Raw genomic sequence first — 25,732 nt, forward strand, 5'->3', positions numbered from 1 at the left:
TAGATGGGAAGGCGTCCAGATGACAGACCAATCGGCCGAGCGGGCCTCCGAGAAGTCAGACGATGACCTGCGTCAACGTTCAGACGTGGATGGACACACTCGTGGGCTGGCCGTTGAGCATCTCGATAGGGCGGCTACGGCTGCGGCCGATGTCGATGATCCGGCGATCATGGACGGCGCGTGGCGATAGCACGGTGTGACGTGTTGCTCGCCATAGTGCTTCGTCCTGCAAATCGGTGAGGCGACGGCAGTCTTGTTTTTCCATGGCGTAGGCATCCGAGTGCGTCTTTTAAATCGTCGCGACCACAGCCTACGCGTAGACGACACGCCGAAGGACGATTCTTTCTGTCGAAGGCACAGATGCCGTGCAGCGCGCACAAGCAGTCAATCCACAAAAACGCGCATGAAAGATCTTTGCGCACAACGCTTTTACCTATGTCGGCACTCGAAATTTGGATGCCGATATAGAACCCAAAGCTATTGAGAAGCAACGGATTACAGTGCCGATCGATATTGCCGGAAACGGGTGTAGCCAATGTTCGGCTATATTCGCGCCACGAGATCTTCGGCCTCCTCCGGAGTGATCCGGACCTCCACAGCAGAGGTGGTTTCCATGGCTCGACCGGTAATGAAACGCCGCGAGCGCGTGCGCGTGGAGTTCAGCTTAACCCCCGAGCTGGCCGCCCGAATCTATGACTACGCCGATGCCCAAGGTCTGACGCTGTCCCAGACGGGGGAGCGTCTTCTCGCCGGAGCACTGCCTGACCAAACAGATACCTGTTTCGCGCAGTGCTCTGCCGCGGACTCGCCGGCACCGGCAGACGGGGCGTAGAAGCGCCGCTTCAATGGACCGCTGCACGACGACCACAATCAAGGGAAGGACGCCCGAATAGGTAGCTCTTAGAACGGTCTCGCGCCGAAACGCGAACATTCACCTTTCTCGGCTGTGCCGAGCCCAGAAATGCCAAAAGCTGGGGGGCAACCCAGCTTCGGCGTTCATCAAGAGTCTCTCGGCTCTAGACCCCTCAAGGAGGGATAGGTGTATTCCACCGTGCACGAACAAACCTGTCAACCGTCCACGCCGGATTGCCTCGACCGAATCCTGGGGCCGAGGTTGCTAGGCGCGAAGACGCCCTACCGAAACCGTGCAGGCCGACCAGCTTGCGACCGTTGGTCAATCGGGGCGAGGACGGCCCGCTGATGGCGCGGTTCAAGAAGATGACCATCGCGGCCAGCCCACCGGTCAGCCCTCAGGCGGCTGCTCACGGTCCCGCCGCGGAGTCAGCGGCGCAAACAGCGATGCTCGTCGCTCAATCCGCGGTGAGGCAGCTTCCCGCGCTGCCACCGTCGGAGCATGACCGGCTGGCCACACTGCTGCGCCAGACCGTCGGTGCCGACGACCCGGAGGTGGCGCGCGCAGCGATCACGGCGGCCGCGACCCTGCGGTGCCAGGTGCCGTTCACCAGCGCCGAACAAGACCGCAAAGATGTCGGACACGTCGCGCGATTCTTGGTGTGGGCGGCGTTCGGCGATGTGGTCGACCCGGTACGGGCGTTTACCAGGGCCAACGTCGACGAACACCTGGCCGCCACGGCCACCGCCAGCAAGCGATCCGCTGACCAACGCCGCTACATCCTGTACCGGACGGGCCGCCGTCTACATCCACAACAGTTCCCGCCCAGGATCGGCATGAACGCGTCGGCGCGGCATCGGCATCCGGTGGCTAGCCATGCCGAGATCGCGCGCCTGCGGACGCTGATCCCTCGGCTGCCGGCACGCCTATCGCAACGGACGCAAGCACTGCTAGACCTCAGCTACGGTGCAGGCGCCCGGCCGGCGGACTTCCGGAGCCTGCGCGGCACCGCGATCACGACCACCACCGTCGACGGTCGTGCAGTCGCGGTTGTGGCGTTGCCGAATCTTGGCGGAGGTGTGCGCCAGGTGCCGGTCTGGGACCGCGAGATTGGTGCCCGGCTCGTGGGACTTGCGGCAGGCCTCGGCGACCGCCTCATCTTGGCCCCCCACGCCGTGGCCGCGGAACGCAACATCGTCAACCGAATCGGTGAGCAACTGCGCAACCACGGCCACCCCAGCATCGACCCGATCGCGTTGCGCAATCGGTGGGTGCTGGATCTGGCCGAACGCATACCGGCAGTACTGCTGCAACAACTCGCCGACCTATGCGAACTGCGAATCCTCGTCGATGAACGCAGCCTGGTGACACAGTACAAACTGCGCCACGCCATCACCATCCTCGACGAGGCGCGGCGATGATCCGCAACCGACAGCAGTTGTGCACGATCGCCGACGATGTATTCGCCACCGCGCTGGAGGTGATCGTGAAATCTGGTGCAGCACAGAGCATCGAAGACTACTACCGCCACACCGCACAGCCGGGCGGCCGCAAGCCCGTAGGGATTACCTACACCGTGACCGGGGTGCTCGTCGCGCTGCTTGTGCGATTCATCATCGGGCGCCCGTACAGTCTGCGGGGCACCATGGACACCCTCGGCGAATTCAGCGCCAATCAGCTCGCCGCGGTCGGCATGGCAGGACAAGACTGCACCGCAATCAGAACCATGGCAGACACCGAGTACAAACGCTTCCACCGGTTCTGGAGCTTGCGCATGCAACCCCTGGACCCTGACTCAGATCTGCCCGCCCGGCGGATGACCAACGCCGAATACACCGCCCGCCTCCACGCCCGCAGCCCCGAGGACCATGCCCGCAGCGCCGCGGCCAATCAACGACTGACCGCAGTGATCAACGATCTGCTCTACGGGTCGATCAGGACCGTTGCCCCACCCGACTGTCACGGCGACGTCGTTGTCGACGAAACGATCATCAACACCGCGGCACCCGACGGCATGTTGGGCACCCGTCCAGAGCGTTACCGCGGAGCATCCTCGGTAGCGCGGTACTGGGCCCGCGACAAGCGCGGCCAAATCAAACAACCCGGCATCCCAGGCGAGATCAAATCCAGCGGATTCGGCATCGGAGCCACCTTCGTGTCCCGGGTCGCGCGCCGCGACGCCTTGCACGCCCAGCCCGCCCTGTTCGTCGGCATGGACGTCCACGCCCCGACCAGCGGCAGCGTCGAGGGCCTAGCGACCGCGTTGACCCACGCTCGCCGCAACGGTATCGATGGGCGCCGCGGAAGTAGGAGCGGCCGATCCCGGCGACCGCTGCTCGCCGCCGATATGGGTTACAACCCCAAGAACGGGTTCGCCGAGCTCATGCTCGAACACGGCTTCTCACCGGTGGTGCGCTACCCGAAGCACTGGACCGTCGAATACCCGAGCGCCTCACCGCCGGGCGCACCCGACGGACTCGAACCCGGACCCCTGCAGTACGCCGGCGCGTTCTACTGTCCCGCAGTGACCAAACGGATCACCGGCCACCGCACTCCCAGCACCGAAGAACTCCTTGCACAAGACAATTTCGGAACCCACGATCGCCGCCTGCAAGCCATCTATCCCTTCCTGATGGGGCTGCACTCAAGGCCGGTAATGACTGACTGCCGATTCGGTCGGCCAGCACTTGGCGCCACACCACCGAAGCGGGTCAAGATCCGGCAAGTCTGCCCGGCAGCACTCGGGACCGTCATGTGCCCGCACAAACCCGAATCGATGCACACCGAGGTCACCGGACTGCCGATGGCCGAACCAGACTGGCCTGCCGACGCCATGGCGTGCTGCAGTAACTCCAGTATCACCGTCTACCTCACCGATGGTCAGCTCAAGATGGCCCAGTGGGACCTCGTCCCCGGCTCCTGGGAGCACACCCTGTACTTCGAAGCCGCCCGAGCACTCACCGAACAACGATTCAGCCAGCTCAAGTCTCGCCACGTCGCCGGCCTGGACTCACTGACCACGGGGCCGCGCAGAACGCCGATGATCAAGATCGCCATCGCGTTGGCCGCCGCAACCGTCAACATCCGCGCCCAACAGAACTACGACCCCAAGATGCGGCGCACCGAAGCCATCGACATCCGGCTGCGCCAACTTGCCGCCGATCTCGGACACCAACCCACGCCGATGCCCCGACGCAGCTGACAAACCCTTCTCGCAGCTAGGCGGGCTGGCTCCTTCGGTCAGCCCGCCTATTGGTGTGTTCGAGGCGAACAAGGTTGTGGAGATTTCGGCCGCGATGAGGCAACTTCGGGCAGAACCGGCAACGCGACGTAGGCCCGCGTTCTTCAGCATCCGACAAGCAGCCGATCACGCCGGGCCCCTAGGGGCTTACCAGCCATAACGACGCCATACGCAGAACGGCCGCTGCGCATCGGAAAGCCTGTGGACAAACCCTCAAAACGCAGTGGAAGCGGGCACACAAACCCGCGCTGACCAGCGTAACTGAACTGCCCACCACGAGCGGTTCTACGAGCTGCAGGCACAAAGGTCACGAACCAGAAATGGTTCGTGACCTTTGTGTTTTTGACTACTTTGCCCGGTTGCCGGGAGATCGACGGTCGAAGGGGATGTGCTCGCTTAAGTCCCCCAGTGGCTCCGTATTCCCGACGGCCGTCGGTGCCGATGTGCCTCAACGCGCCTTGCGAGGGCCTGGCTTGTGAGACACGAGTTGGATTACGCCGGCCCCAGAGTCATCGCGATCCAACAACACATCGCCGACCTTCGAGGTGCGGTACTGCCGCAACATGCGGCCGAGCTCCTCACCCGACAGTTCGGCAGTCGCGAGAAGTGCGGCAATCAGTTCCTTGCGATTGGTCCTCTCACCGGCCTCCGTGGCCCGCGCAAGTAGTGCGTCAATCCGCTGACCGACAGCCAGCGGCAACCGCAGTCCAACCTGCTTATCGCGACTGCGGATCACGGCTTCGTAAGGGTCGACTGGAATGTCGTCCATTTTCTGTCCTACCGCGGCGCTGCTGGGAGCCACGAAATTCGACACCGCATCACCTAGGGCCAGGCCAGAGGTTCACGGAGTGAGGGTGAACAGGTTGGTCAAGTTTCCGCCGCTCTTGAGGTTGGCGATCCGCTGTCGGTGCTCGTCGGCGCGACTGGTGGCGTAAGCCTCGGGTGGTCGTCCGGTGACGCGGGCCCAGATCGAGGTGTTCAGCGCGTCTTGCGCCAAGACCGCGGCCAAGTCGGTGATGGTTGCGCATGCCTCTTCCGAGAGGGTGCCACCATGAATCGCGGCGTTGCGGGATCGGGTGAGACGCTTGACTCTTGCATCGACGCGGCGACGCTCCTCGTCAAACGCGGTGCTGATCGTCGCGGGCGAGGTCAGGATGTCGTCGCTCTCGGCGAGGCGGCGCGCCAGCCAGTGATCGGCATAGATCCCTCGGAGGGTTGCGACGTGGGCAATGGTCCTGGGGCTGTCGATGCGGGTGCCCCATCCCCCGTCAACAAGGATGTCAGCCTCGATCACAGCGAGTTCCGGTGGAGTTGACGCACCCGGGGTGCGGTCGGGGCGGTACTGCTGCACCGCTGCGAAGACGTCGAATACCACTCGCCGGGCGAACACTGTGAGGGTGTATCCGTCGGTCAAATACTGATCGATGAAGGTGTACCACCGCAGGCCGCCGGTCGGTGCGATCCAGGTGTTGCAGTGCTCGATGGCCCGGACCGCCGCCATCACCGTGCCTTCTGCGTCGGTGCGCGGCGTGTTCTTGAGTGCCGCTGACAGACGCAACGCGGGCTGCACCGCGTCAGCGATGTCGGCGGTGATGAGATGCCCGTTGGCGGTGAAATTAGCCAAATCCTGGACGAAATGGTCATTCTGGTAGAAGTCAGGCTCGGGTAGCGGGGACTTCAATCCCCATCGAGGGATCGACGGCGCCCACGGAGAGCCGTCGAAGAAGAGATGGCCACCGAGGACCTCCCACATGCCATCCGTATGGCCCACCACCGCCAGCACCGCGTCAAGGTGCGTCCTCGCCGCCGCCACTGCACGGTGGTGTTCGACGTCGCGAACCTCGACGCGGGCATAGACTAGTGCCGGAAGGTATTCGAATCCGGTGGTGTCGTCGACCTTGTCCGACAGTTGAAGGTCGCGGATTTCCTCGGTGAGCAATTCGTCGGGGACGACGCCCTCCAGCACCTCGTGCGCCCGGTCTTGCTGGATCAACAAGGTGGCGAGGCTCTGAGCTTCGTAAAAGGTGATACCTCCATGCGTCACGTACGGATCGCTGCCCAGGAAATACCCCGGGCTGAGGCGAAACCAGACCACGTACTGACCTGTCGGCGGACGCTTGAGGATGCAGCGCTCGGCAAGGTTAGCCAATTCACTGTCGGTGAGGTTGGCCCGAGCCTGGGGGTCGTCGAGGCGGGGGTCGACGGGATCGCCGACCATTGCTTGAGCCTGCTGCACGCTGCTGGCGTAGCCCATGAGCACCTGAACGGCAGTCGGGAGGGGGCTGAAATAGGCGCGATCCTGTCGACGGTATTCGCTGAGGCCCACCACGGTGTCGCGTAGGTACGCGATTCGCTCGCTGGGGTACAGAACATGGTTGGTGTCCTGGCAGCCGGCCACCAAGTCGCGCCACGCGGCCACGAGCGCGTCGTCGCGATCCAGCAACGCCGCAAGCGCGGCGGCCTGCCTGGCGACGGCGGGTCGTTGGGTGTCGTCAATTCGCGGCCGGGCTGCGCCCGCCCGCGGCACCAGGAGACCGTTGGTGATGACTTGATGAACGCTTCGCGCCGCTGTGTCGACCAAGGCGAGAAGTTCGGGGCCGATCCACTGCAGGCTGTCGGCCAAGTCGGTGGCCATCGAGGTCCAGCTGTCAATGTATACGCCGTCGTGTGGGCGGGGGTCAGCACCCGCGGCCGTGATCTCCAGCGTGATTGCGGTCAGCGGCATGTAGCCGGCACGGCAGGTGACCGGCTCCTTCCGACTGATGTACTCGCGCAGTTCCTCAAGCCACCGCGAGTGCTGTTCGAACAAAGCCTCTGCCCTCCTCGGTTACACACAGCGAACCGCAACGACACCGTTGACTGTACTGCGCACTCCCCGCGCCCTAGACCCATCCAGGCGCGATGCCAACAGCTCGGTTAAGAGGGACTGCGATCCGTCGAGCCCCGTCTTGTAGCCGGTTGTCAGCCGCGACGGCAGGGATCCACGACCCGTTAGGGCCAGAGGGGTCTGCGCGTTACCAGAGTAGGCATGGGTAACCGCCGGAGCCGGGGCCCAGCGGACGTCATGCTCCTCCGCGTCCGCGCGAGTACAGCCGATCCACATTTGGATGAGACTGGCAGCATGATGACTGGCGCCGACATACGACGTACCCGCGTGCCGATTGGCAGACCACGACCGCCGACGAATCCGTCGTAGATAGGAGCCCACCTAATGGGCAGAGGACAGAAACCGAACAGTGCCGCCGCCGCTCGACTCAACGAACTGGCCGACGTGGCCGAGCAGTGCCGAAGCTCCTTCTTAGCAACAGCTGATGAATCACTCTGGCAGCCGCGCGAGGGATCGCCAGCTGCGAGAGCGAAAATCATTCTGTCGCAACGTGATCCGGCAGTCTCCAGCGCCGACATGTCGGCTGGCTTCGACTTAGTCTCCGAGGTGGTTGTCACGTACCTCGAGATTGCCGCTGCCCATCTGGGCGGCCTAGCGGCACTCTATCGGGCCGAGGAGTTGATCTCCCGCCACTGCCGGTCGCGCGTTCTGTCGTCGAGCACAGTTCTCGTGTGTTGTGGGTTCTGGGTGATTCGCCGATTCGCTATGTCGACATCCTCGCCCGGGCCTACCTGGAGACTTTCGCTAGCGCTGAAGCCACCAAGGCGGCGGCCAGCCGGTTAGGTTCCAAACAGGATGAAAATTACCTCGCGGCGAAGTGGCGATGGACAGAGGTTCGTAGACGGGCGATTGCTACCTTCCCGGAAGCCACCGCAGAGGATCTGAGCGAGAGCGCACCCGGTCGTACGTTGGCAGGTCAGCGTTTTCTAGGACCAGAGGCGGGTGTCGAGTGGATGTTCGGGTTGCTGGCTCGGTCGGCGGGCAGTTCCTTGAGCGGGAGCCAGGCGCGCGGCGTTTACGGTCTGTTGTCAAGTGGCACGCATCCCTCCCTGGATCTTGCCCGCCAGTTCCGGGATCCGGTCAACCGCGGTGACCACGTCGAGTTCACCTTGCGCGTGAACAGCACACACCTTCAACGACTGCTCACCACCGCAGTCGCGACGTTCTACAACGCGCTGTCATACGTCATCGACTTTTACGGCGCCGATCACACTCCCCACGACCGGCTGACGGCCACAATCGAGAAAACCTTGCCTGGAACCCTCACTTGAACTCGCAGACCAGTGCTCTCGGCGGACCGCCGCATCGGCCGCATTCCGGACCGCAGCGCGGAGCGCTTTAGACGAGGACGTCGCTGATCGGTCCCCCGGCGGTGCCGGGTTCCAAAACGATGACCGGTGTGTAGGTCGGCCCGGCGGCGCCCTCGCTGTCCCATTCGTAGATGACGGTGCGCAACGTGTTGAGGTAGCGACCAGTGAGCGCAGCCATGGTGTACGGGCCGTGGAAGGCCAGGTGCACTTCGGCGCGTCCGCTGCTCGCCGCGAGCCCCTTGATAGCGCGCGCGACGGATGCACTCAGACGGCCGCCTTCGCGAGCGTCGATTCTGCTGTTCGGCTCGGTCGCCACGATGGCGGCGGCGGTGAACCCGTCGGTTGACTCGCGGATGAGCCGCGCGAAAGCGGTGCGGTCGGCCTCGGGAGTCAGACTGACAAACACCGCGATTCGCTCACGCCCAGCCGTGGATGACCTCTCCGGGTCGACGGGTTCGATGTGGACGTCGTTGTTGGAGAGTCTGTCGCCGGCCAAGGAGGTCCACACCTGGTCCTGGACGTCGAGGACCTCAAGGACCCCCAATCTCGTCTCAGGCAGTGCGGCGCCCAGGGCTAGGGCTACCGATAGGTGTGCGCCGCCGGCGATTCGTACGGTTCTGGCGCCAGTGGCGTATACCGCGTCGCTGATTAGCGGCAGTGTGGTCTGAAGGAGCCGGAGCCCGCGTGGAGAGGGAAGGCGCCCGCTGGTGGTGGCGCTGAGGCGGATGTGCAAATCGTCCTCGCCGGCATCGATAGCGGACGGTGTTGGCCTGCTTTGCACGCGAATCGTGAAAGGCCGTTGTTGTTGGCGGAGCATGGATGTCCGTTGTTCGACGCGGTGCATCAGGAGGTCGCGCGCGATCTCGACCTCGCCAGCGGGGTCGAGCATGTTGGTTTGCTTCTTGTCGGCCAGGGTGCGGGCGGGCGCCGTTTGCAGTAGCCGGTCGGGGGCCTGAAAGTCGCACCGCGACTTGTCGGGCTGTCGGGCAACGTGATTGGCAATGCACAGACTGAACCCTGGATCTGCGTCGAGTTGCAGCAGGCGCGGTAGTTCGCGTTCGCGGACGATCTCGCTATGCACGATGTCTGGAGTCACGACAAGCACCGCTGCCGACAGGCCCTGGGTGAGGGCCTGCTCTAGCCGATCGGTTGTGGTGCCCGCGCGTAGGTCGCTGCGGTCGCGCCACACGACCAACCCCGCCGCCCTGAGTAGGCCCTCAAGCGATTCAGCGGCTGCAGTTCCGTCGGACTGCCGGTAAGAAACAAACACTGGTCCGTCACCGCGGACCGCACCGTTTGGTAGCGGGCCAAGAGGCGGAAATCTGCTCTGTGGCAACAACACTGTGGCCGCATGGGTCGAGACACGTCCGAGCCGGCCGCGCGCGGCGACGATGCCGGAAAACGCCTGGGAGCTTGACGGGATGTGAACAAGCAGAGCAATGGCGGCGTCGCTGGACTTAGCGGTGGCGCGAATTGCGTGGACGTCGGTCGGACTGGGCCCGCTGGAGGCTGGGTGGCTATGCCATTCGCCGATGTATCCGATCGGATCGTCGTCGGCGCGACCTTCGCGAAAGGCACCCAGTAGCTCGTTGGCCTTCACGTCGTCGCGCACATAGCGGTTCACGGACGGGAGTTTCCCATCCACGACCAGGGCATGGGTGACGATGATGTCGGCGTCCTCGCGATAGCCGAGCAGCACGCCTCCGGTCTCGAGTGGCAGGTGCTTAGCGGTTTCGGAGGTGATCAATGTGTGCGCCGCGTTCTGGAGGTGAATTCGCGCCGGGGTGCGCCTCACTGCTGCGTCCTCTCGTCGAGTGTGTAGTGATGGACTTCTCCTGACGGGTGCAGCGGCCTGTCGACGAGCAAGCCGACGGCGTGCCGGACTGTCGCTGCGGCAGCTTCGATTACCGCATGAGGTGGTGTCGGCGAGATGGGGCTGCCGCATCCAGATTCGAATAGAGGTTGATGCGCGCTGGCGTCGCCGGTATCTGAGGGTGGTAACGGGTCGGCGCCGCCGAGAGCAGGCAGCACATCGATGCGGTATGTCGCGCCGTCGTTCTGCAGTGCCGCCGAGAGGATATGCGTGTTGAATGCCTCTGCGGTGAGGTGTAGCAGCGCTGTGGTGGCGAAATCCGCGGTGGCGTTGATTACGAGACTGTGGCCTTGCACAAGCTTTACGGCGGAGTCGCCAGAGGCCAGTGCGTTATTGATAACCGCGATGTCACCGCCTTGCAGTTGGCCGCGGGCGGCGATGTGGCGTCTGACCGCTTCGACCTTCGGCAGTCCCACTGTGTCGGGGCCGACGAGGTGACGGACGAGGTTTCCCGGCTCGACGATGTCGTGGTCAACGAGGGTGAGGTGGCGCACGCCCGAACGGGCCATCATGTCTGCGACAAACGACCCCAAGGCGCCTACGCCGACGACCGCGACATGATGTCGGCGGAGTTCGGGGGCTAGCAGGCCGGCCCTTGCGGAGCGGGCAGCGTCGGTGTCGGCCGCGGAACGCAGGCGCCTGGCGGCGATGCCGCCGTCTGTTGCGGGCCACACCTCCAGCGCGATGATGCCCTGGTGGGGGCCGCGTCGATACGTCAGCATCACCACGGTGACTTCGCGGCGCCGAATTCGTCTGTCTAGGTTGATGTTCGGGTCGATCCGCTCAGCGATGTCCGCCCATGTTCTCGGCGGCACTTCGACGTCTCCGATGTTCGCGACGTAGCCGAAACGGTGCTTACTGCCTTGTGCAGGCTTCGACGGTGCTGTCCCTCGCCCGATGTGCATGGTGTTGTTCCTCGCCGGGCGGAAGCGAATGAATCCGTCGCTGTATGGCGCGAGGTCGTTGTAGAGGTAGAGGCGGGTGTCGTCGGACTGGTGGAAGTACCTGTCGAGGTCGAGGTCGGGGCGGTCTTCGTGCCAGCCGGCGTGGGCTTGGTCGAACCATTCATGGACTTGGTCCAGGAACGCGGTCACTTCGGTCCACCACAGTCCAGCGTGGTCGTCCTCGGCCACCAGACACAGCGCTCCGCTCACCTCGCGATGCCAGGACCAGGGCACTGCATCATGATCGACAGGCATCACTGAGGGCGGGTGAAATGGGAATCGGTCCGGCAGCGTGATGAGAACGTCGGTGGCGCCGTTGTCGTGCGCGATGGCGCCTCGCCATCCTGCTTGTGTTTCGAGGAAGCCGCGCCGTATGAGCCCTTCCTCGAAGTGTTGTCGGGTGTAAGCGACGTAGTCGTCGTATCTGGCGAGGCTCACCCGAATGTTCTCGGCCCCGCTGGCACTACCCGGGCGCCGGGGGAGATAAGCGAGGCGCGCTTCGTGCCGTCGTCGTTGAAACCGGGCGGCATCTTGAACACGGTGTCGCCGTCGCCGTTCTCGCCGAGCAGCTCTTGAAACGTCAGCGCCGCGGCGCCTTCGTCCTCGTTGTCGAGCGCATCGTGTGCGGCGGTCGCGGCATCTGCGAAGCGGGTTCGGGCGGCTTCGATCTCGTCGTCGGTCGCGCGGATCGAGATGGTGTGGCCAAGCAGTGTGGGGTCGCTCACCTCGATGCCGTAGGTGGCGAAGTTGTTGATGATCGTGCTGATCTGCTGCAGCGCTGAGACGTAGTACTCCGCTTGGTCATTGCCGCCGACGAGTCCTGAGTTGAATGCCTGGTACGCCGCGACTTCGATGAAGAATCCGCCAGGCTTCGTCCCGACGCCGAGTAGGGCGCGTCGCGTTTGGCGCAGCAACTTGATGGTCGGTACGTAGAAGCCGTCGTGGGTGGCGTTCATCGCGCTCGACAGTGTGGTCAGCGCTTCGGGGTTGGTGCGGACCCACTGGTCCCCGTCCCCCTTCTGCGGGATCTCCCACGTCTGGCCATCCCCGTCGGGGCGGGCAGGTACTGCGTCGACGTAGAGGTCGTATTCCGGGAAGGAGACCTGCAGACTGCGGTCCTGGCGCTTGGTCCGGCGGTGCCCGTCGGAGTCGGCGCCGAACTCTGTATGTAGCACCTTGAAGAAGCGGTCGAGGATGTCGTGGGAGGACACCTCCGCGGACACCTCGGGAAGCCGGACAAACACGTCCACATCCTTGATCCGCCTGATTGACACGTTTCGCTTGTAGGACCCGATCAGCACCGGGCTGACGCCATATCCGGAGAGCGTGGGATCGGCTTCGAGCGCATCGCGTACCAGGTTGTGCGCCTCGGGCGCGTTGGCCTTGTCGTCGCCGGGCTCGATGGAGCTCAAGGCGTCCCTGAATTGCTGCTTAAGGTGAGCCACTTGGCCCCTCCGATCTTGTGATGCGCGGTGCGTCGCGCAGTTGAGTCTGGTCCCCACCACCGACAGCTGAAGCGAGGCCAGCGCGGGATTGACCACTACTTTTTCTTCCGGCGTTTGCCGGTGCTTTCGTTGGTCGTGGTCTTCGGATGCTTCTTCACTGTCGACTGCTTCACGAAACGCCCCGTAATGGCACTACGTCCGCGCTTGCCTGACATGTCGTCGCCTCTCGGTTCGGAGAATGCGCCTGTCTTCGCGCACACGATCATGATGACGCTGAGAAGATTCGCGCTAATTTATTGCGGTTTGGGCCGGCGTGTTGCCGCAACTCCGTCGGTGCTGGCCAGCATGTCTAAGCAGTTGAGCTGCGCGCTTTCATGCGAGAATGGGGTTCGAAAACGCGCGAATTAACACCACAGAAGGAGGCTTGAGGTTGTCCGGTGACGTCGTAGGCATTGCGAAGCGTCGAGAGGACGACGAGCGAGAGTGTCTCCAGGCCACCTGCGCCAACCCGCGATGCGACGAGCAGTTCCTTCGGCCTGAGTTGGGTCACTTTGGTCAGTTTTGTAGGGTGGCGGTGTCTTGAGCTGGGGTGATGTCTCCGCTTAGTGCCCCTGCTAGGCACTAATTTGGGTCAGTAGGCTGCCTGGATGGTGTGGATTCGGCGGGTGCGCACGGCCTCGGGCGCGACCGCGGTCCAGATCGCCGAATCCGTCGATGGCCGCCGCCGGATCGTGCGCCATGTGGGCTCTGCGCGTGATGACGCCGAGCTGGGTCTGCTGCTCGAGGAGGCCCGCCGGCTGTTGGCCGATGACACCCAAGGCGAGTTGGATCTGGGGATCACGCTGAAAGCCGTTCGGGCCCATATGGTTCCACCGCCAGCTGGCATGCTGTTCACCGAGGATGCTGGAGAATCCGCAGTACGGGAGTTGGTGGTGCGGCCGCGGGTGCTCAAGAGCTGCAGCGGGCTGCTGTATGACGCCCTGGCGCAGGTGTATGCCAGCCTGGGGTTCGACGACGCGGTCGGCGATGAGGTCTTCCGTGACCTGGTCATCGCCCGGGTGGTCGAGCCGACCAGCCTGCTCGACGCCGATCGGGTCCTCGCCGAGCTGGGACGTACCTCAGCGTCACTGTCGACCCGCAAGCGCACCCTGCGCCGTGCCCGCGGTGGTGGTTACCGCGACCAGATCGCCGCAGCGTGTTTCGCCCACGCCCGCACCGCCGGTGATGTCAGCCTGGTGCTTTACGACGTCACGACCCTGTATTTCGAGGCCGACAAGGAAGACGACCTACGCCGCGTGGGGTACTCCAAGGAACGCCGAGTGGACCCGCAGATCGTGGTCGGGCTGCTGGTCGATCGGTGCGGATTCCCCTTGGAAATCGGCTGTTTCGAAGGAAACAAGGCCGAAACTCTGACGATCGTGCCGATCGTGAAGGCATTCCAAGCCCGCCACGAGATCACCGACATTGTCGTCGTCGCTGATGCGGGCATGCTGGCCAGCGGCAATCTGCGCGAACTTGATGAGGCAGGGTTGCGGTTCATCGTCGGATCGAGGGTTACCAAAGCGCCCAACGATCTGGCCTCGCACTTCCATTGGCACGGCGACTTCTTCACCGATGGCCAGATCATCGACACCATCACCCCACGCGATCGACGCGGCACCGCGACCAAGACCAGCGACCCCAAGCGCAAAGCCGAGCCCGTCTGGGATCCGGCGACCCACACCAAGTCCTGGCGGGCGGTGTGGGCGTACTCGACCAAACGCGCGGTGCGCGACACCAAGACGCTCAACCTGCAGGAGAACAAGGCCCGCGCGGTCGTCGCCGGCGAGAAAGCCGCGCGGGTACCGCGGTTCATCAAGAACTGCAACGGTTCCCAAGAATTTGACGAGGCGTCGTTGCAGCGCGCCCGCCGCTTGGTCGGGCTCAAGGGCTACGTCACCAACATCGACGCCGCACTGATGCCCGCGACCGAAGTGATCGCCAGCTACCACGACCTCTGGCACGTCGAGGCGTCCTTCCGGATGTCCAAATCCGACCTCGCTGCCCGGCCCATGTTCGCCCGCACCCGCGACGCCATCGAAGCCCACCTGACCATCGTGTTCACCGCCCTGGCCGTCAGCCGCGAAGTCCAGACCCGCACCGGCCTGTCACTGCGCCGATTCCTACGCACCCTCAAACCCCTGCGATCAGCCACCATCGACCTCAACGGCGTCATCGCCACCTACCCGCCAGCCCTAAACACCGAGGTCAACGCAATCCTCAACGCACTGAACGCCGAGAATTCAAGGCACTAAGCCAAATGACCCAACTCGGGTGCGCGCTTTCATGCGAGAATGGGGTTCGAAAACGCGCGAATTAACACCACAGAAGGAGGCTTGAGGTTGTCCGGTGACGTCGTAGGCATTGCGAAGCGTCGAGAGGACGACGAGCGAGAGTGTCTCCAGGCCACCTGCGCCAACCCGCGATGCGACGAGCAGTTCCTTCGGACTGCAGGGCCAGGACGACGCAAGGACTTCCACAGTGAGGACTGTCGTCGCGCCGCTGAGCGGGACTACCGCCGGCTGGCGAGCCGACTTGAGCACTACGAGCGCCAAGCCGAGCAAATGCGCGCCCGCCTCGATGCATATTTGCGCACCAACATCGAGGAGGCCGTGGCCGAGCGGACTGGGCCCACGACGGCCGAGGTATCGCGGGCACGGGAAGCGATCGCCGAAGTACGAGGAATGGCGCTGTTCCTGCCTCACCATCAAGGCGAATTTGCTCAGCAATTGCTAAAGCTGTTTGAAGCCGTTGAACCGCTTGTGCCCTCCGGCCGTAGCTAGTGCGAGCCTCAGGCGATGCCACAGCGCAGGGCACGACCGATGAAGACTCGGTCTGCCGTTGACAGGTCCTGCACCCGAGGCTTCGGCCTAGGAAGCGATGTCACCTGGCCGAATTGCCTTGTCGATACCTTCTTCTCTGCGACGTTGAGTAGGTTATCGGTGGAGCGGCCTCAACACGGCCGTCGTGATTCATCTCTTCGACATCTATCGAAACTCGTCTGCGCCCGCTCAAGGGCTCGTAGGCCGACCATGGAAATGGCCTTCGCCGCGCTGATTCACGTGACAAGAAGTTAAGCAGGCTGAAGTACCACATCCCCAATGATTGACGTTCGGAATCGTGCAGTATTACTTGGCCTGCAGCAGGGTGCACGATGCCTTTGTCAAGAACGCACACTCGGTTAAGCCATTCATAGGGAATCCCGGTATCTCGGCATTCTGCCAAGACCCTCCCAGCCTCGACCGATGGCCAGTTTGCAGAGGCGATATCCGTCTCGAACGCAAGAACCGACGAGAAGAACCTAGGGAAGTCGCCGTCGGTTTTGAAAGGTACTTCGCGGTGAGTCTCGATGCCCCAGCCATTTCCGAACGGACGCATCGAATATAGCGTCTTTACGGATTTAACTGCTTGTCGAATGTCAGCTCTGGTGAGTTTCGACTTGACTTCAACAGTCGCTAAAAGCGCTTCGGCACCAATGATTTCCGCTCCGCCCTCCCTGTCGGCGGGCAGAATCGGCGCTGCCGCAGATCCGTCGTAGATCACTACATCTAGTTGGGGACTCCGGCGACCTCCTTGGTCGATTACTTCTCCTGTCGTTACGGCGAAACGGCTGGGCAGTCTCTGCCGAAGAAAATCCGCTACCGCGCTCTCACGGTCACTGCCCTTCAGCACGCTGTGCTTGAACGATTGCGAGGTGGTGAAGCTCGTCCAAAGGCGGTTCTCAGCCTCTGCGAGAACACTCTGGACGGTGTCGTGCGCCGCGTTCGCCATGGACTTGTTCCTACACGGTATGGCTAGCGGTCTAGCAAGCCTGGGTGCCCTAGGTCTCAGCTTCGGATACCGGACTCGCGCTCTAACGGTTTTGGCACAGAACATTTAGGGACGGCGCACGGGCGTCTTCCTGTCAGGGTTGGAAGAGCGGGAGCAGATCGCTGCCGCGAGGACCCACCCGACACGCGGGGTGACCACTTGAAGTGCGACTAGATTCGGTGCAATTTGAATCGAGTCAGCGGTTTTCGCGGTCTTTTTTGTGCGCCGAGAGCAGGTAGGTGACGGCCTCGATGACATCTGGGCCGATCTCGTTCAATGCGTCGCCGACGACCAGCCACTGCTGTGCGCCGTCTTGGTCTGTATAACGAAAGACCTGTTCGAACGCAAAGACCGGCTTCAGCGTCACTTCTGTTTTCCCTGGCTGGGTGGGTCTGGCGAACTCGACCCGGGCCAGGACCGATCCCTTGCCGACGACACCTTGGTTCACCGTGGAGACCACGCCGCCGGGAGGCTCCGGATCAACAATGACACCGCCCAGGTCGACCTGGGTGTTGGCCACGATGTTGAGCAGCTGGTGCTTGTCGGTGTTCGACAGGAACTGCAGTATGTGCAGCGGATGCAGCGTGCCGGTACCCACGGCGTTGAACGGCTGACTGCTCTTGAACACCTCGAACACCTCCGGCCCGTACCAGTCACGGCGGGCCTGCGCCCACTTGGCGTAGCTCTGCTCGGTCGAGCGCAGCCCGAACGCCACCTCGGTCGGTCTCTTCTCCTGAATGTGCGCCGGGGTGATCGCCCACACGGCGTGATCCAGCGCAGCGCGCAGGTTGTGAATGAAATCCCCCAGGAGCAGCGCTGCCTCGGTGTAGTCGAGATCTGAGTCCAGCACCCACTCCGCCCAGGCCGTGCGCGAGCTGTACTCACTGCTGTTGTCGCGCCGGAGGTAATGCCGCTCGATCGCCTGCTGCTCGGCCAGCACATCGCGCAGCCGGTCGCGGACCGCGAAACCATGCGTGAGCTTGTGGAACGCCGACTGTCCCAGCAATTCCGTGTCGACGCCGTTCTCCTCGGTCATCGGCGTCCCCAACCGCCGGTCTCGGGGTCATCGGCCGCGATCTGCTCGACGACCTTGATGATGCCGCGCAGCGCCTCGTCCTCGGTGGGGGCCAACCAGGACAGCGAGGGGAACTCTGCGACCAGGCCCATGAACTCGTTGTCCGCCGGCGACCACTCGACCCGGAAGGCGAAATCCGGCCTGGCGGCGGCCTCGGCGGCCCGCGTGTGCCGCAGATGGTTGCGGATGGTGGTGACGATGAACGCCGCCCGCTCCCGAGGGCTCCGCCCATATCCGTGGGCCGCGATCGTGCCGGTGGCGATGAGGTCTCCCTTGGTGATGCCGGGCTGCTGCTCGTGCAGGTCCAGTTCGATGTCCCAATCACCGCCCCGCTCGCGGAAGTAGAAGCTGTGCCCGTCGACCTGGCCCTCCCACTGCTCGGGCACCTGCCCGCCGTGGCGGCCCACGACGACGCCCGGCTGATCGGCCAACCACGTCTGCAGGTCGGCCTCGGCGGCCTGCCGGGCGGCCTGGAGCTGCTGGCCTTGCGGTGACCGCCGGAACTCGTCCATGTGATCAAAAAGCTCCTGGAGCGTCTCTGCTGATCGCCACCGCCGGTCTCCCTGTGCGTTCTCCGTGTCGTCGGGCATCAGCGGGTCACTTCTGCGGCGGGTCGAGCAGGGCGCGGGCGTCTTTGATCAACAGCAGCAGGTGCAGCGGGTCGGTCGGCGAGGGCTCGAAATCGAAGTGCGCGTAGAACGCCCGTGCCTGCTCGTGCAGCGCGTGCACCACCAGCGCACGCACACCGATGATCTCCGCAGCTGCCACCGCGCGGGTGATCGCGTCCCGCAGCAGCGCAGCACCCAGGCCCTGGCCCTGGTCCTTGCGGTCGATCGCCAGCCGTGACAACAGGATCACCGGTACCGGATCGGGCATGTTGCGCCGCACCCGCCCGGGTGCGGCGGCGCGCTCCACCGCCGCTGAGGCCAGCGCGTAGAACCCGACGACGCGGCCGTCCCGGCACGTTACAAAGCACCGGGAGGCACCTTCGACGTGGTTGGCCAGGGCGCGTCCCCGCAGGTACTTGTCCAGGGCAGGCTCGCCGCTGTCGAAGTCGGCGACCACATCGTGTTCGCTGATCGGCCGTGGCGCGCTGTAGCCGCTCACTCGTCGAAGATCGAGGGCTCCGCGAACAACTTCTCCAGCCGCGGCTTGTGCGACACCGGCCGGTCCAGCACCGACACGAACTCCGACCAGGCCGGGGCGTCGAGCATGAACAGCCGCCGATCGGCAAGCACGTCACGGGCATGAGCCAGCGTCGCGGTCACCGTGAAGTTGGTCAGATCGGTCCCCTCCACTTCGGCGGCACGACGAATCAGCGCGTCCTGCTCAGCAGTCAGGCGCACCGCGAACCGCTCCGTCTTCATAGCCATGCCATCCATTGTGTGCCTACTAGGCACACAATGCAACGGGGTACTGACCACGCCTCTGACCAGCGGCGATGCGTACCAACACTGTGAACCGGGCTCCGAGTCGCCGGAAAGTATGCCGAGGCCAATGGGTCGCAGTGGGGACGACCACGGTCGTCTCGTCGCTTTCAACCCCTTGTGAGGGGGAGGCATGTCTTCTCTTCTGCTGACCGCGCTCAAGCACCTGCTGACCACGGTAGCCGTCATCGCCCCGTCCTGGCTCGCGGTGTGCGTTGTCCACCGGCCACACCGATGTCCTGCCCGCCGTCGGTGCGGTGCTGGTCTACCTGATCGAAGCGCTCGTCACGCGCCCGATGCACGACCTGGCCACCATGGCGCCCTAGTCGTGGATGCGGATGTCGTCGATGGCCTTGACCGTCATGGTGCGCCCAGCGGCGGCCACCCCAGTCCGGCAGCCCCTGCACAGTGATCTGGTCGCTGAGTAGGTCGCGCTGGGTCCCGGCGTCCTCGATGGCGTAGGCCGTCACGAACGCCTCGGCGTCCTCTCCGAAAACAGGTGCAGCTGTCCGCTGAGATAGCGGTCGAGGTCAGGGGTGAACTAGCCGCGCTTGCCGGCTTGGAAGAGGTCACCGATAACGGTGAACTCCACGACGATCACCGCAGCCCCGGCCGGCGGCATGCTTGCTGAGCCCGGCGCGCGCAGCGAACGGCCTGAGGCCAGCAGCACGGTCGATGGCCGCCAGGCGGTCGGCGCGGGTCTGGTCGACCCCTTGAGGAGCGGTGCCGAGGCGCTCCTCGTCCGCCTCGCACACCTGGCACTCCCGCGACCTCTGTCGTTTGGGGGCAGTTCCTTGGTGACATGTGCTCCCCCGGGGCCCAAATGACGCCTCCCAAAGTGAGTCATCCCCGCGCATGAGGTCCGGCACCCCCAGGTGCAGTGATCAAAACCGGTGGTGAGCGGTCAGGCGCATCGTCTTAGGCTGCCGACCTCCTGCGTGGCGGAGGCCCCCTCTGTGAAGCAGCTCGCCGAACCTCGGCGCACAGCAGACCCGATGAATCGTCCTTGGCAACAGCGCCGTTGAGGAGCAAGGTCACCAAGTGGCCCAGGCTCGGGGGCGGCCCCGGGTCCGCAATGGCGTTCACGCTGATCAGCCGCTGAGGGCGTCGCCGCGTGACTGCGTCGCACCGGTCCGGGTCAGTGCCAGCACTCGAAGGGCGACGTATTCGGGTTTGAACTGGGTCTCGTGTGGCGTCGCGATGAGTTCGTCCCTGCGGTGCAGTCTGAGCTGCATGGGCAAACTCATCTATGGCTTCAACGTGTCGGTGGACGGGTACATCGCCGACCTACAGGGCAACATCGACTGGAGCGATCCGAGCGAAGAACTGCACCAGTATTGGAACGATTTCGAGCGGGAGACCGCCCTGTCGTTCTATGGCCGGCGGCTCTACGAACTGATGTCCGCGTACTGGCCGACCGCCGACGAAGCCCCGGATGCCACCCCACTCATCGTTGACTACGCCCGCGTCTGGCGTGACATGCCCAAAGTCGTCTTCTCGCGCACCCTGGAGTCCGTCGACTGGAACTCCCGCCTGGAACGCGGCGACCCAGTCGAGGTGGTGACGAGGCTGAAGGCCGAAACCGACGGCAACCTGGAGGTGGCCGGCGCGACGCTGGCCGCACCGATCGTGCAGGCCGGACTGGTCGACGAGTACCGGCTCGTGGTCGCACCCACCGCGGTGGGCGGCGGTACCCCGTTCTTCCCGACCTTGCCGTCGTGGATCCCGTTGCGCCTGTTGGAGAACCGCACCTTCCCGGGCGGCACGGTCCTGCTGCGCTACGAGGCGAGTCACGACTGATCGGGCATATGCGGTCAGAGGAACTGCGGATGCACCGTCTGGATGTCGCCGGCGTGAACCGCCGGTGAGTGTCGGTTATTGCGCCGCCCCCGCGGTGGTGCTGAAGACCGGCCAGCAGATCTCGGTGGCGGTGAACCTCGCCGGATCTTCGTGCGTGCCGCCGAGGTAGTGCTCGCGGATGGGTCCCTGGCTGCTGATCAGATGCTCGTTGACGTAGATGCCCAGGGCTGCGTAGCTGCGGTCGATGCCGTCGTGACCGCCCGGGTGGGTGAGCACCGCGAATTCGGCTCTGGGTAGGACCTCGGCGCGGACGCCCTCCGGGGGATCGGCAGACGGGGGTGCTTCGACGAACATGGTTGCGCTACCGCGCTGTTCGAGAAACAGCGCCCGGTCGTAGACGCCGCCGGGCACCACAGCGGTTTGTGTGCCTGTGGCCATCGCCACGGCCTGGTGCAGTGTGGTCAGCGACGCGCCGAACCAGTCGTTGATCTCTGAGGTGTCGATGATCGCGCCGACCGACCACACGGCAAGCCTCGGTTCGCGACGCAACGTGACGTCGGTGGGCGTCCGCACAGGGGAGAGCAACTCGCGAAGCGCGCCAACGGCGTCACGGGTCTGCTGCAGTTGTGCCTCCATGTGCTCGAGATGGGTGGTGATGATGTCGGTGCGGGCCTTTGCGTCGTCGGTGCTCAGCAGCGCCTTGATGTCGGGGATGGACATGCCCAATGACCGGAACCGGCGGATGATGTGCGCGTGATCGACCTGGCTGGTGTCGTAGAACCGGTAGCCGGTGTAGGGGTCGATGTGTGCGGGTCCAGAATGCCGATGTCGTGGTAGTGACGTAACGCCTTTCTGCTCAGACTGGTCATCACCGCGAAGTCACCGATCGAGACCTGTGCGCCCATGGCGTCCTCCTCCGCGTCGCCCTCGCCTACGTCGAACGAGGCCATCCTGAAGCCTCCCCCTGGGTCAAGGTCAACGTCGCGGCCAAGCTCGCAACATCGGGTTGACCTTCCCCTTGCGGGAAGCTCCATCGTGGGGCTATGACCACAACAGAATGGGAAGCACTCCCGGATACTGTCAAAACGTTCATGACTGCGCTCGATACCCGTGAGGTGGATCAAGTGCTGGCCACACTCACCACCGATGCCGTGGTGACCGACGAAGGCCACGACTACAGGGGGCATGACGAGATCGGGACCTGGGTGGCCACCGCGGCCGCCGAGTACACCTACACCACCGAGATCACCAGCGCGACAGTGCTTGAACGGCAGACCGGTACGACTGTCGAGGTCGGGCAGCACCTCACGGGCAACTTCCCGGGCGGGGTCGCCGACCTGCACTACCGCTTCACCCTCGACGGCATTGTCATCAGCCGGGTGGTGATCGAGCCATGACGCGACGTTGGTTCATCACCGGCGGCACCCCCGGTAACTTCGGAATGGCGTTCGCCGAGGCAGCGCTCGAGACCGGCGACCGCGTGGTACTTACCTCCCGGCGTCCGCAGGAGCTGGCGACGTGGGCCGAACAGTACGGCGACCGCGTTCTCGTCGTGCCACTGGAACTCACCGATGCAACGCAGGTCCAGCGTGCGGTGCGTGCCGCCGAGGATCGCTTCGGCGGCATCGATGTGCTGGTGAACAACGCCGGACGCGGTTGGTTCGGATCGATCGAGGGGATGGACGAATCCGCGATGCGGTCGATGTTCGAGCTGAACTTCTTCGCCGTGCTGTCCGTGACCCGCGCAGTGCTGCCGGGGATGCGTGCCCGCGGCAACGGGTGGATCGTCAATGTCTCCTCGGTGGCCGGGCTGGTCCCCGCCACGGGGTTCGGCTACTACAGCGCGACCAAGTTCGCCATCGAAGCGATCACCGACGCGCTGCACGACGAGGTCGCTCCATTCGGCATCTCCGTATTGACCGTCGAACCGGGAGCGTTTCGCACCAACGCCTACACGGGATTCGCCGACGAACCCGTCGACGAGCCGATCCCGGACTACCACAACATGCTCGAAGAGGTCCGCGCCGTCTTCGTCGGGATGGACGGTGTGCAACCCGGCGATCCGCGCCGTGGTGCCCGTGCAGTAATCGCAGCGATGGCCCAGGACTCACCGCCCCGTCGGCTCGTCCTGGGCAACAGCGGATACGACGCCGTGATCGATACGCTGGAGGAAAAACTGGCCGACATCCGGGCGAACGAAACACTCTCTCGTAGCGCCGATTTCCCTACCTGACGGGCCTCAAGGCGCTTTGGCGGGCGTGAGTTGTCAGACCCTGCTGCTTGAATAGGGGCATGCCCTCGGCCGTAGCTGACACTCCCACTGTGCTGACACAGTCGGATCGGTTGGAGGTGCTCTTCGACGAACTGTCCCAGTTGGCCGGCCAGCGCAATGCGATCGACGGGCGGATCGTGGAGATCGCCGCCCAGATCAACCGCGACGGGCTCCTCGGGATCACCGGGGCTCAATCGGTGGCGGCATTGATGGCTTGGAAGACAGGGTGTTCGCCGCGCAACGCGGACACCATCATCGCGATCGCCGACCGGCTCGAAGAGTTCCCGCGTTGTGTCACTGACCTTCGCGAGGGGCGGCTCTCGCTCGATCAGGTCGGGGCGATCGCCGAGCGTGCCGGCGAGGGTTCCGATGCGCACTACGCCCTGCTGGCGAAGAGCGCTTCGGTCCGCCAACTGCGCACGGCGCTCAAACAGGAACCACGACCTGAGCCCGAACCGGTCACCGATCCTTTCGACGACGATGACGAACCGGCACCGCCGCCGCCTGCACCGCGGCCAGAGATCACCACCACCAGCGACGCCGACTACACCTACTGGCGCATCAAACTGACCCACCACCAGTCCGCGAAATTCGAGGCGGCCCTGCAATCGCACAAGGACGGGCTGATCGCTCAGTGGAAACGTGACCACGGCATCGACCGTGGCCCCGGTACCGGCGGCGACACCGGCAACGGGTTGACGCGGCCGCCGCTGCCCAGCCGAGGGGATGCATTCATGGCGTGGGTCGACGCCGGCTGGGACGCCGAAACCTTCCGCCGACCGCACGGCCAGCACACCACCGTCATCGTCCACGTCAACGCTGAGACGAAAGTCGCCGCACTGCATCTGGGCCCATTACTGACCGACGAGGAACGACGCTACCTGAGCTGCGATGCCACGTGTGAAGTCTGGTTCGAACGCCAGGGCCGGCCCATCGGTGCCGGACGTTCCACCCGCACCGTCAACCGGCGCCTGCGTCGCGCGCTCGAGTATCGCGACCGCACCTGCGTGGTCCCGGGCTGCGGCGCCACCCAAGGGCTGCATGCTCATCACATCGTGCACTGGGAAGACGGCGGCGAGACCGAACTCGACAACCTCGTGCTGGTCTGTCCCTATCATCACCGGGCCCATCACCGCGGCATCATCATCATCACCGGACCCGCCCAACAACTCGTCGTCTCCGACCACGCCGGGCGAGAACTCAGACCCGGATCACTGGCGCGCCCCCCGACTACACCGCCACCAAAGGTCGCGCCCTACCCCGGGTCGTCCGGAGAACGCGCCCAGTGGAAGTGGTACCACCCGTACGAACCACCACCGCCGATGCGGAACTAGCTTTCACTCGCCGCGCTCGGAAGCCCACAGGCCGATCACGAATGCGGTCAAGTCATTGTGCTGCAACGGGTCTCGACCCGTGATCTCCTGGATCCGAGACAGCCGGTGCCGCACCGTGTTGGTGTGCAGAAAAAGCTCCTTGGCGGTGTCACTCAGAGATCCGTTGCAGGACAGAAATACTCGCAGCGTGCGCACGTGCTGAGTGCCCCGCTGATTGTCCAGCTCCGCGAGTGGGTCGATCAGCAACTGCTTGAACGGTGCCAGCTGCGCCAGCGGCAACTGCTCCAGCAGGCTCTCCAGCGTGCTCAGCTGATCCGGTCCGACCCGTCCGCCGCGCTGCTCTGCCAACGTCAACGCGATGCGGGCCTGCGCGATCGCCGACCCGATGTCGGTCAGCGGCACCGGAGCCGAATGCCCCGTCGGTAACGCGAGGTCGTCGGTCATCCGCACCGGCCCGACCGACAACATCAGGCACAGATCAGGCGCGTCACCGATCAACGCGTCCGGGAAGGCCATCGACACCAGTGCTCCGGCACCTGCCGGCCACGCCGAGCACGCGATCTCACCGGCCGAGAAACCCGGCCACTCCAGCAGCTGGCTCAGCGCGTCCGGCAGAAGCATCCGCCGCTCGACCAGAGACAGCAGCTGCCCGACCCGCTCCCGGGCCAACGCGGCCTCGATGTCGCGTTCGCCCTGGGCGGCGCGCACGAACCGCGCGATCAGATCGAGCAGCGCCGGTTCCGGCCGGTCGCCACGCCCGACCCACGTCAGCGTGCCCAGCCCGGGCACCGGAACCGTCACCGCGTCGTCGTCGTCCGCCCCGCCGCGTCCGCCGGCCTCCACGCCAGGTTCGTCGGGCTCCAACAGGAAGTAGCACCCGAGCACCTGACCCGCGCTGTCGAGCAGCTGACGCGGCGAGTCGTGCCGGCGCAGCGAGGACAGCAGTTCGGGCGCCAGCGCATTGGTCGCGCGGGCAACGGCGATCTCCGAACCCAGCCAGAACTCCGCCACGAAGCGGCTGACCTGACTGAACGGCACACTCGGCGGGGCGACCAGCACCGGCAACCCGCGTCGCCGGCACTGCGCGAGCAGGGCGGCCGGCACGACGTCATGACCGTCGCCCACCCCGAAGCACACGCCTGCTGCCCCGGCCCGGCTCAGCGCGTCGACGAACACCGTGCAGTCGTGTTCGGTCTGCAGACTGATCCCGACCGTGCACACCAGTTCACCGCCGCGCAGGTAGCGGGACGGGTCGCGCATCTCGGTGGTGTGCACCCAGCTGATGGGATGGTCCAGATTCTGGGGCGCACCCGCAGGCACCGACACGCCGAACCCGCCGCTCTCCAGCAGGTCCCGCAGCGTCGGGGCCGCCGACTCTGCATGCACCTCCGACACCCCGCGAGCGTAACGCGGCCGTCACAC

The 25,732-nt window shown here is 64.6% G+C and carries 21 protein-coding genes and 2 pseudogenes; 10 read left to right on the top strand and 13 right to left on the bottom strand.

Annotated features, from left to right (window positions below; all coding sequences use genetic code 11):
* The first annotated feature begins 613 nt into the window (after positions 1-613).
* The 3 genes from KXD97_RS07750 (at position 614) to KXD97_RS07760 (ending at position 4,055) form a co-directional block, all read left to right on the top strand.
* On the top strand, positions 614-832 hold the full coding sequence (locus tag KXD97_RS07750; RefSeq protein WP_260756156.1) for a hypothetical protein: 219 nt from the start codon (positions 614-616) through the stop codon (positions 830-832).
* 338 nt (positions 833-1,170) lie between these two features.
* Positions 1,171-2,274 (top strand): hypothetical protein, encoded by a 1,104-nt coding sequence (locus KXD97_RS07755; RefSeq protein WP_260756157.1) that lies wholly within the window; start codon positions 1,171-1,173, stop codon positions 2,272-2,274.
* Positions 2,271-4,055: a hypothetical protein gene (locus tag KXD97_RS07760; RefSeq protein ID WP_260756158.1), complete on the top strand. Its 1,785-nt coding sequence runs from the start codon at positions 2,271-2,273 to the stop codon at positions 4,053-4,055. The genes KXD97_RS07755 and KXD97_RS07760 overlap by 4 nt, the downstream gene beginning before the upstream one ends.
* Positions 4,056-4,542: 487 nt before the next feature.
* Here KXD97_RS07760 and KXD97_RS07765 read toward each other — a convergent pair whose 3' ends face one another.
* Together KXD97_RS07765 and KXD97_RS07770 are read right to left on the bottom strand one after the other, a co-directional pair.
* Positions 4,543-4,908 (bottom strand): hypothetical protein, encoded by a 366-nt coding sequence (locus KXD97_RS07765; RefSeq protein WP_260756159.1) that lies wholly within the window; start codon positions 4,906-4,908, stop codon positions 4,543-4,545.
* Positions 4,909-4,935: 27 nt separating this feature from the next.
* Entirely contained in the window at positions 4,936-6,903 is a 1,968-nt protein-coding gene (locus KXD97_RS07770; RefSeq protein WP_260756160.1) for a hypothetical protein, read from the bottom strand.
* Positions 6,904-7,652: 749 nt separating this feature from the next.
* On the opposite strand from KXD97_RS07770, the gene KXD97_RS07775 reads away from it, so the two are divergent.
* Positions 7,653-8,252 (top strand): hypothetical protein, encoded by a 600-nt coding sequence (locus KXD97_RS07775; RefSeq protein ID WP_260756161.1) that lies wholly within the window; start codon positions 7,653-7,655, stop codon positions 8,250-8,252.
* Positions 8,253-8,319: 67 nt separating this feature from the next.
* Here the strand turns inward: KXD97_RS07775 and KXD97_RS07780 are convergent, their stop codons facing one another.
* The 3 genes from KXD97_RS07780 to KXD97_RS07790 are packed head-to-tail and all read right to left on the bottom strand — an operon-like array spanning position 8,320 to position 12,649.
* Positions 8,320-10,086, bottom strand: a complete 1,767-nt coding sequence (locus KXD97_RS07780; protein WP_260756162.1) for an SAVED domain-containing protein — start codon at positions 10,084-10,086, stop codon at positions 8,320-8,322.
* On the bottom strand, positions 10,083-11,546 hold the full coding sequence (locus KXD97_RS07785) for a ThiF family adenylyltransferase (protein ID WP_260756163.1): 1,464 nt from the start codon (positions 11,544-11,546) through the stop codon (positions 10,083-10,085). The genes KXD97_RS07780 and KXD97_RS07785 overlap by 4 nt, the downstream gene beginning before the upstream one ends.
* The gene (locus tag KXD97_RS07790) at positions 11,543-12,649 is read right to left on the bottom strand and encodes an SMODS domain-containing nucleotidyltransferase (RefSeq protein ID WP_396884806.1); all 1,107 of its coding nucleotides are present in this window, start codon (positions 12,647-12,649) and stop codon (positions 11,543-11,545) included. Before KXD97_RS07790 ends, KXD97_RS07785 begins: the two co-directional genes overlap by 4 nt.
* Before the next feature lie 551 nt (positions 12,650-13,200).
* Here KXD97_RS07790 and KXD97_RS07795 point away from each other — a divergent pair.
* Positions 13,201-14,847, top strand: coding sequence for an IS1634 family transposase (locus KXD97_RS07795; protein ID WP_260756165.1), 1,647 nt, complete (start codon positions 13,201-13,203; stop codon positions 14,845-14,847).
* Between the two features lie 39 nt (positions 14,848-14,886).
* Positions 14,887-15,375, top strand: coding sequence for a hypothetical protein (locus tag KXD97_RS07800; RefSeq protein WP_260756166.1), 489 nt, complete (start codon positions 14,887-14,889; stop codon positions 15,373-15,375).
* A 100-nt stretch (positions 15,376-15,475) separates the two neighbouring features.
* Here the strand turns inward: KXD97_RS07800 and KXD97_RS07805 are convergent, their stop codons facing one another.
* The 6 genes and pseudogenes from KXD97_RS07805 to KXD97_RS07830 all read right to left on the bottom strand — a co-directional run bounded on the left by KXD97_RS07805 (position 15,476) and on the right by KXD97_RS07830 (position 20,139).
* On the bottom strand, positions 15,476-16,363 hold the full coding sequence (locus KXD97_RS07805; RefSeq protein WP_260756167.1) for a DUF6602 domain-containing protein: 888 nt from the start codon (positions 16,361-16,363) through the stop codon (positions 15,476-15,478).
* Between the two features lie 235 nt (positions 16,364-16,598).
* On the bottom strand, positions 16,599-17,438 hold the full coding sequence (locus KXD97_RS07810) for a hypothetical protein (protein ID WP_260756168.1): 840 nt from the start codon (positions 17,436-17,438) through the stop codon (positions 16,599-16,601).
* A complete protein-coding gene (locus KXD97_RS07815; RefSeq protein WP_260756169.1) occupies positions 17,435-18,067 on the bottom strand; it encodes a hypothetical protein in 633 nt (210 codons plus the stop codon). Before KXD97_RS07815 ends, KXD97_RS07810 begins: the two co-directional genes overlap by 4 nt.
* Positions 18,068-18,074: 7 nt before the next feature.
* On the bottom strand, positions 18,075-18,584 hold the full coding sequence (locus tag KXD97_RS07820; protein ID WP_260756170.1) for a GNAT family N-acetyltransferase: 510 nt from the start codon (positions 18,582-18,584) through the stop codon (positions 18,075-18,077).
* Positions 18,581-18,886 (bottom strand): annotated as a pseudogene (locus KXD97_RS07825) (DUF1778 domain-containing protein); the annotation flags it as partial. The pseudogene KXD97_RS07825 and the gene KXD97_RS07820, both read right to left, overlap by 4 nt.
* Before the next feature lie 1,109 nt (positions 18,887-19,995).
* Positions 19,996-20,139: a hypothetical protein gene (locus tag KXD97_RS07830; protein ID WP_260756171.1), complete on the bottom strand. Its 144-nt coding sequence runs from the start codon at positions 20,137-20,139 to the stop codon at positions 19,996-19,998.
* Here KXD97_RS07830 and KXD97_RS07835 point away from each other — a divergent pair.
* Complete coding sequence (locus KXD97_RS07835; protein WP_260756172.1) at positions 20,138-20,704, top strand: dihydrofolate reductase family protein; 567 nt, start codon at positions 20,138-20,140, stop codon at positions 20,702-20,704. The genes KXD97_RS07830 and KXD97_RS07835 overlap by 2 nt on opposite strands.
* Positions 20,705-20,779: 75 nt before the next feature.
* On the opposite strand, the pseudogene KXD97_RS07840 reads toward KXD97_RS07835, so the two are convergent.
* Positions 20,780-21,609 (bottom strand): annotated as a pseudogene (locus KXD97_RS07840) (MerR family transcriptional regulator).
* A 186-nt stretch (positions 21,610-21,795) separates the two neighbouring features.
* On the opposite strand from KXD97_RS07840, the gene KXD97_RS07845 reads away from it, so the two are divergent.
* From KXD97_RS07845 to KXD97_RS07855, 3 genes are read left to right on the top strand one after another with little or no spacing between them, the layout of a single operon-like run.
* A complete protein-coding gene (locus KXD97_RS07845) occupies positions 21,796-22,101 on the top strand; it encodes a nuclear transport factor 2 family protein (RefSeq protein WP_260756173.1) in 306 nt (101 codons plus the stop codon).
* On the top strand, positions 22,098-22,937 hold the full coding sequence (locus tag KXD97_RS07850) for an SDR family NAD(P)-dependent oxidoreductase (protein WP_260756174.1): 840 nt from the start codon (positions 22,098-22,100) through the stop codon (positions 22,935-22,937). The genes KXD97_RS07845 and KXD97_RS07850 overlap by 4 nt, the downstream gene beginning before the upstream one ends.
* Before the next feature lie 59 nt (positions 22,938-22,996).
* Positions 22,997-24,310: an HNH endonuclease signature motif containing protein gene (locus tag KXD97_RS07855; protein ID WP_260756175.1), complete on the top strand. Its 1,314-nt coding sequence runs from the start codon at positions 22,997-22,999 to the stop codon at positions 24,308-24,310.
* A 3-nt stretch (positions 24,311-24,313) separates the two neighbouring features.
* Here the strand turns inward: KXD97_RS07855 and KXD97_RS07860 are convergent, their stop codons facing one another.
* A complete protein-coding gene (locus KXD97_RS07860; RefSeq protein ID WP_260756176.1) occupies positions 24,314-25,705 on the bottom strand; it encodes a PucR family transcriptional regulator in 1,392 nt (463 codons plus the stop codon).
* Positions 25,706-25,732: the final 27 nt, after the last annotated feature.

Origin of the sequence: Mycobacterium sp. SMC-8 (assembly GCF_025263565.1) — a bacterium.
GTDB lineage: Bacteria > Actinomycetota > Actinomycetes > Mycobacteriales > Mycobacteriaceae > Mycobacterium.

What these genes read in the sequence shown, in the direction of transcription:
- KXD97_RS07800 (WP_260756166.1), top strand. Translation starts at nt 14,887, where the DNA reads ATGGGGTTCGAAAACGCGCGAATTAACACCACAGAAGGAGGCTTGAGG.
- KXD97_RS07815 (WP_260756169.1), bottom strand. Translation starts at nt 18,067, where the DNA reads ATGCCCGACGACACGGAGAACGCACAGGGAGACCGGCGGTGGCGATCA.
- KXD97_RS07835 (WP_260756172.1), top strand. Translation starts at nt 20,138, where the DNA reads ATGGGCAAACTCATCTATGGCTTCAACGTGTCGGTGGACGGGTACATC.
- KXD97_RS07850 (WP_260756174.1), top strand. Translation starts at nt 22,098, where the DNA reads ATGACGCGACGTTGGTTCATCACCGGCGGCACCCCCGGTAACTTCGGA.
- KXD97_RS07855 (WP_260756175.1), top strand. Translation starts at nt 22,997, where the DNA reads ATGCCCTCGGCCGTAGCTGACACTCCCACTGTGCTGACACAGTCGGAT.
- KXD97_RS07830 (WP_260756171.1), bottom strand. Translation starts at nt 20,139, where the DNA reads ATGCAGCTCAGACTGCACCGCAGGGACGAACTCATCGCGACGCCACAC.
- KXD97_RS07810 (WP_260756168.1), bottom strand. Translation starts at nt 17,438, where the DNA reads ATGACCGAGGAGAACGGCGTCGACACGGAATTGCTGGGACAGTCGGCG.
- KXD97_RS07760 (WP_260756158.1), top strand. Translation starts at nt 2,271, where the DNA reads ATGATCCGCAACCGACAGCAGTTGTGCACGATCGCCGACGATGTATTC.
- KXD97_RS07845 (WP_260756173.1), top strand. Translation starts at nt 21,796, where the DNA reads ATGACTGCGCTCGATACCCGTGAGGTGGATCAAGTGCTGGCCACACTC.
- KXD97_RS07750 (WP_260756156.1), top strand. Translation starts at nt 614, where the DNA reads ATGGCTCGACCGGTAATGAAACGCCGCGAGCGCGTGCGCGTGGAGTTC.
- KXD97_RS07795 (WP_260756165.1), top strand. Translation starts at nt 13,201, where the DNA reads ATGGTGTGGATTCGGCGGGTGCGCACGGCCTCGGGCGCGACCGCGGTC.
- KXD97_RS07805 (WP_260756167.1), bottom strand. Translation starts at nt 16,363, where the DNA reads ATGGCGAACGCGGCGCACGACACCGTCCAGAGTGTTCTCGCAGAGGCT.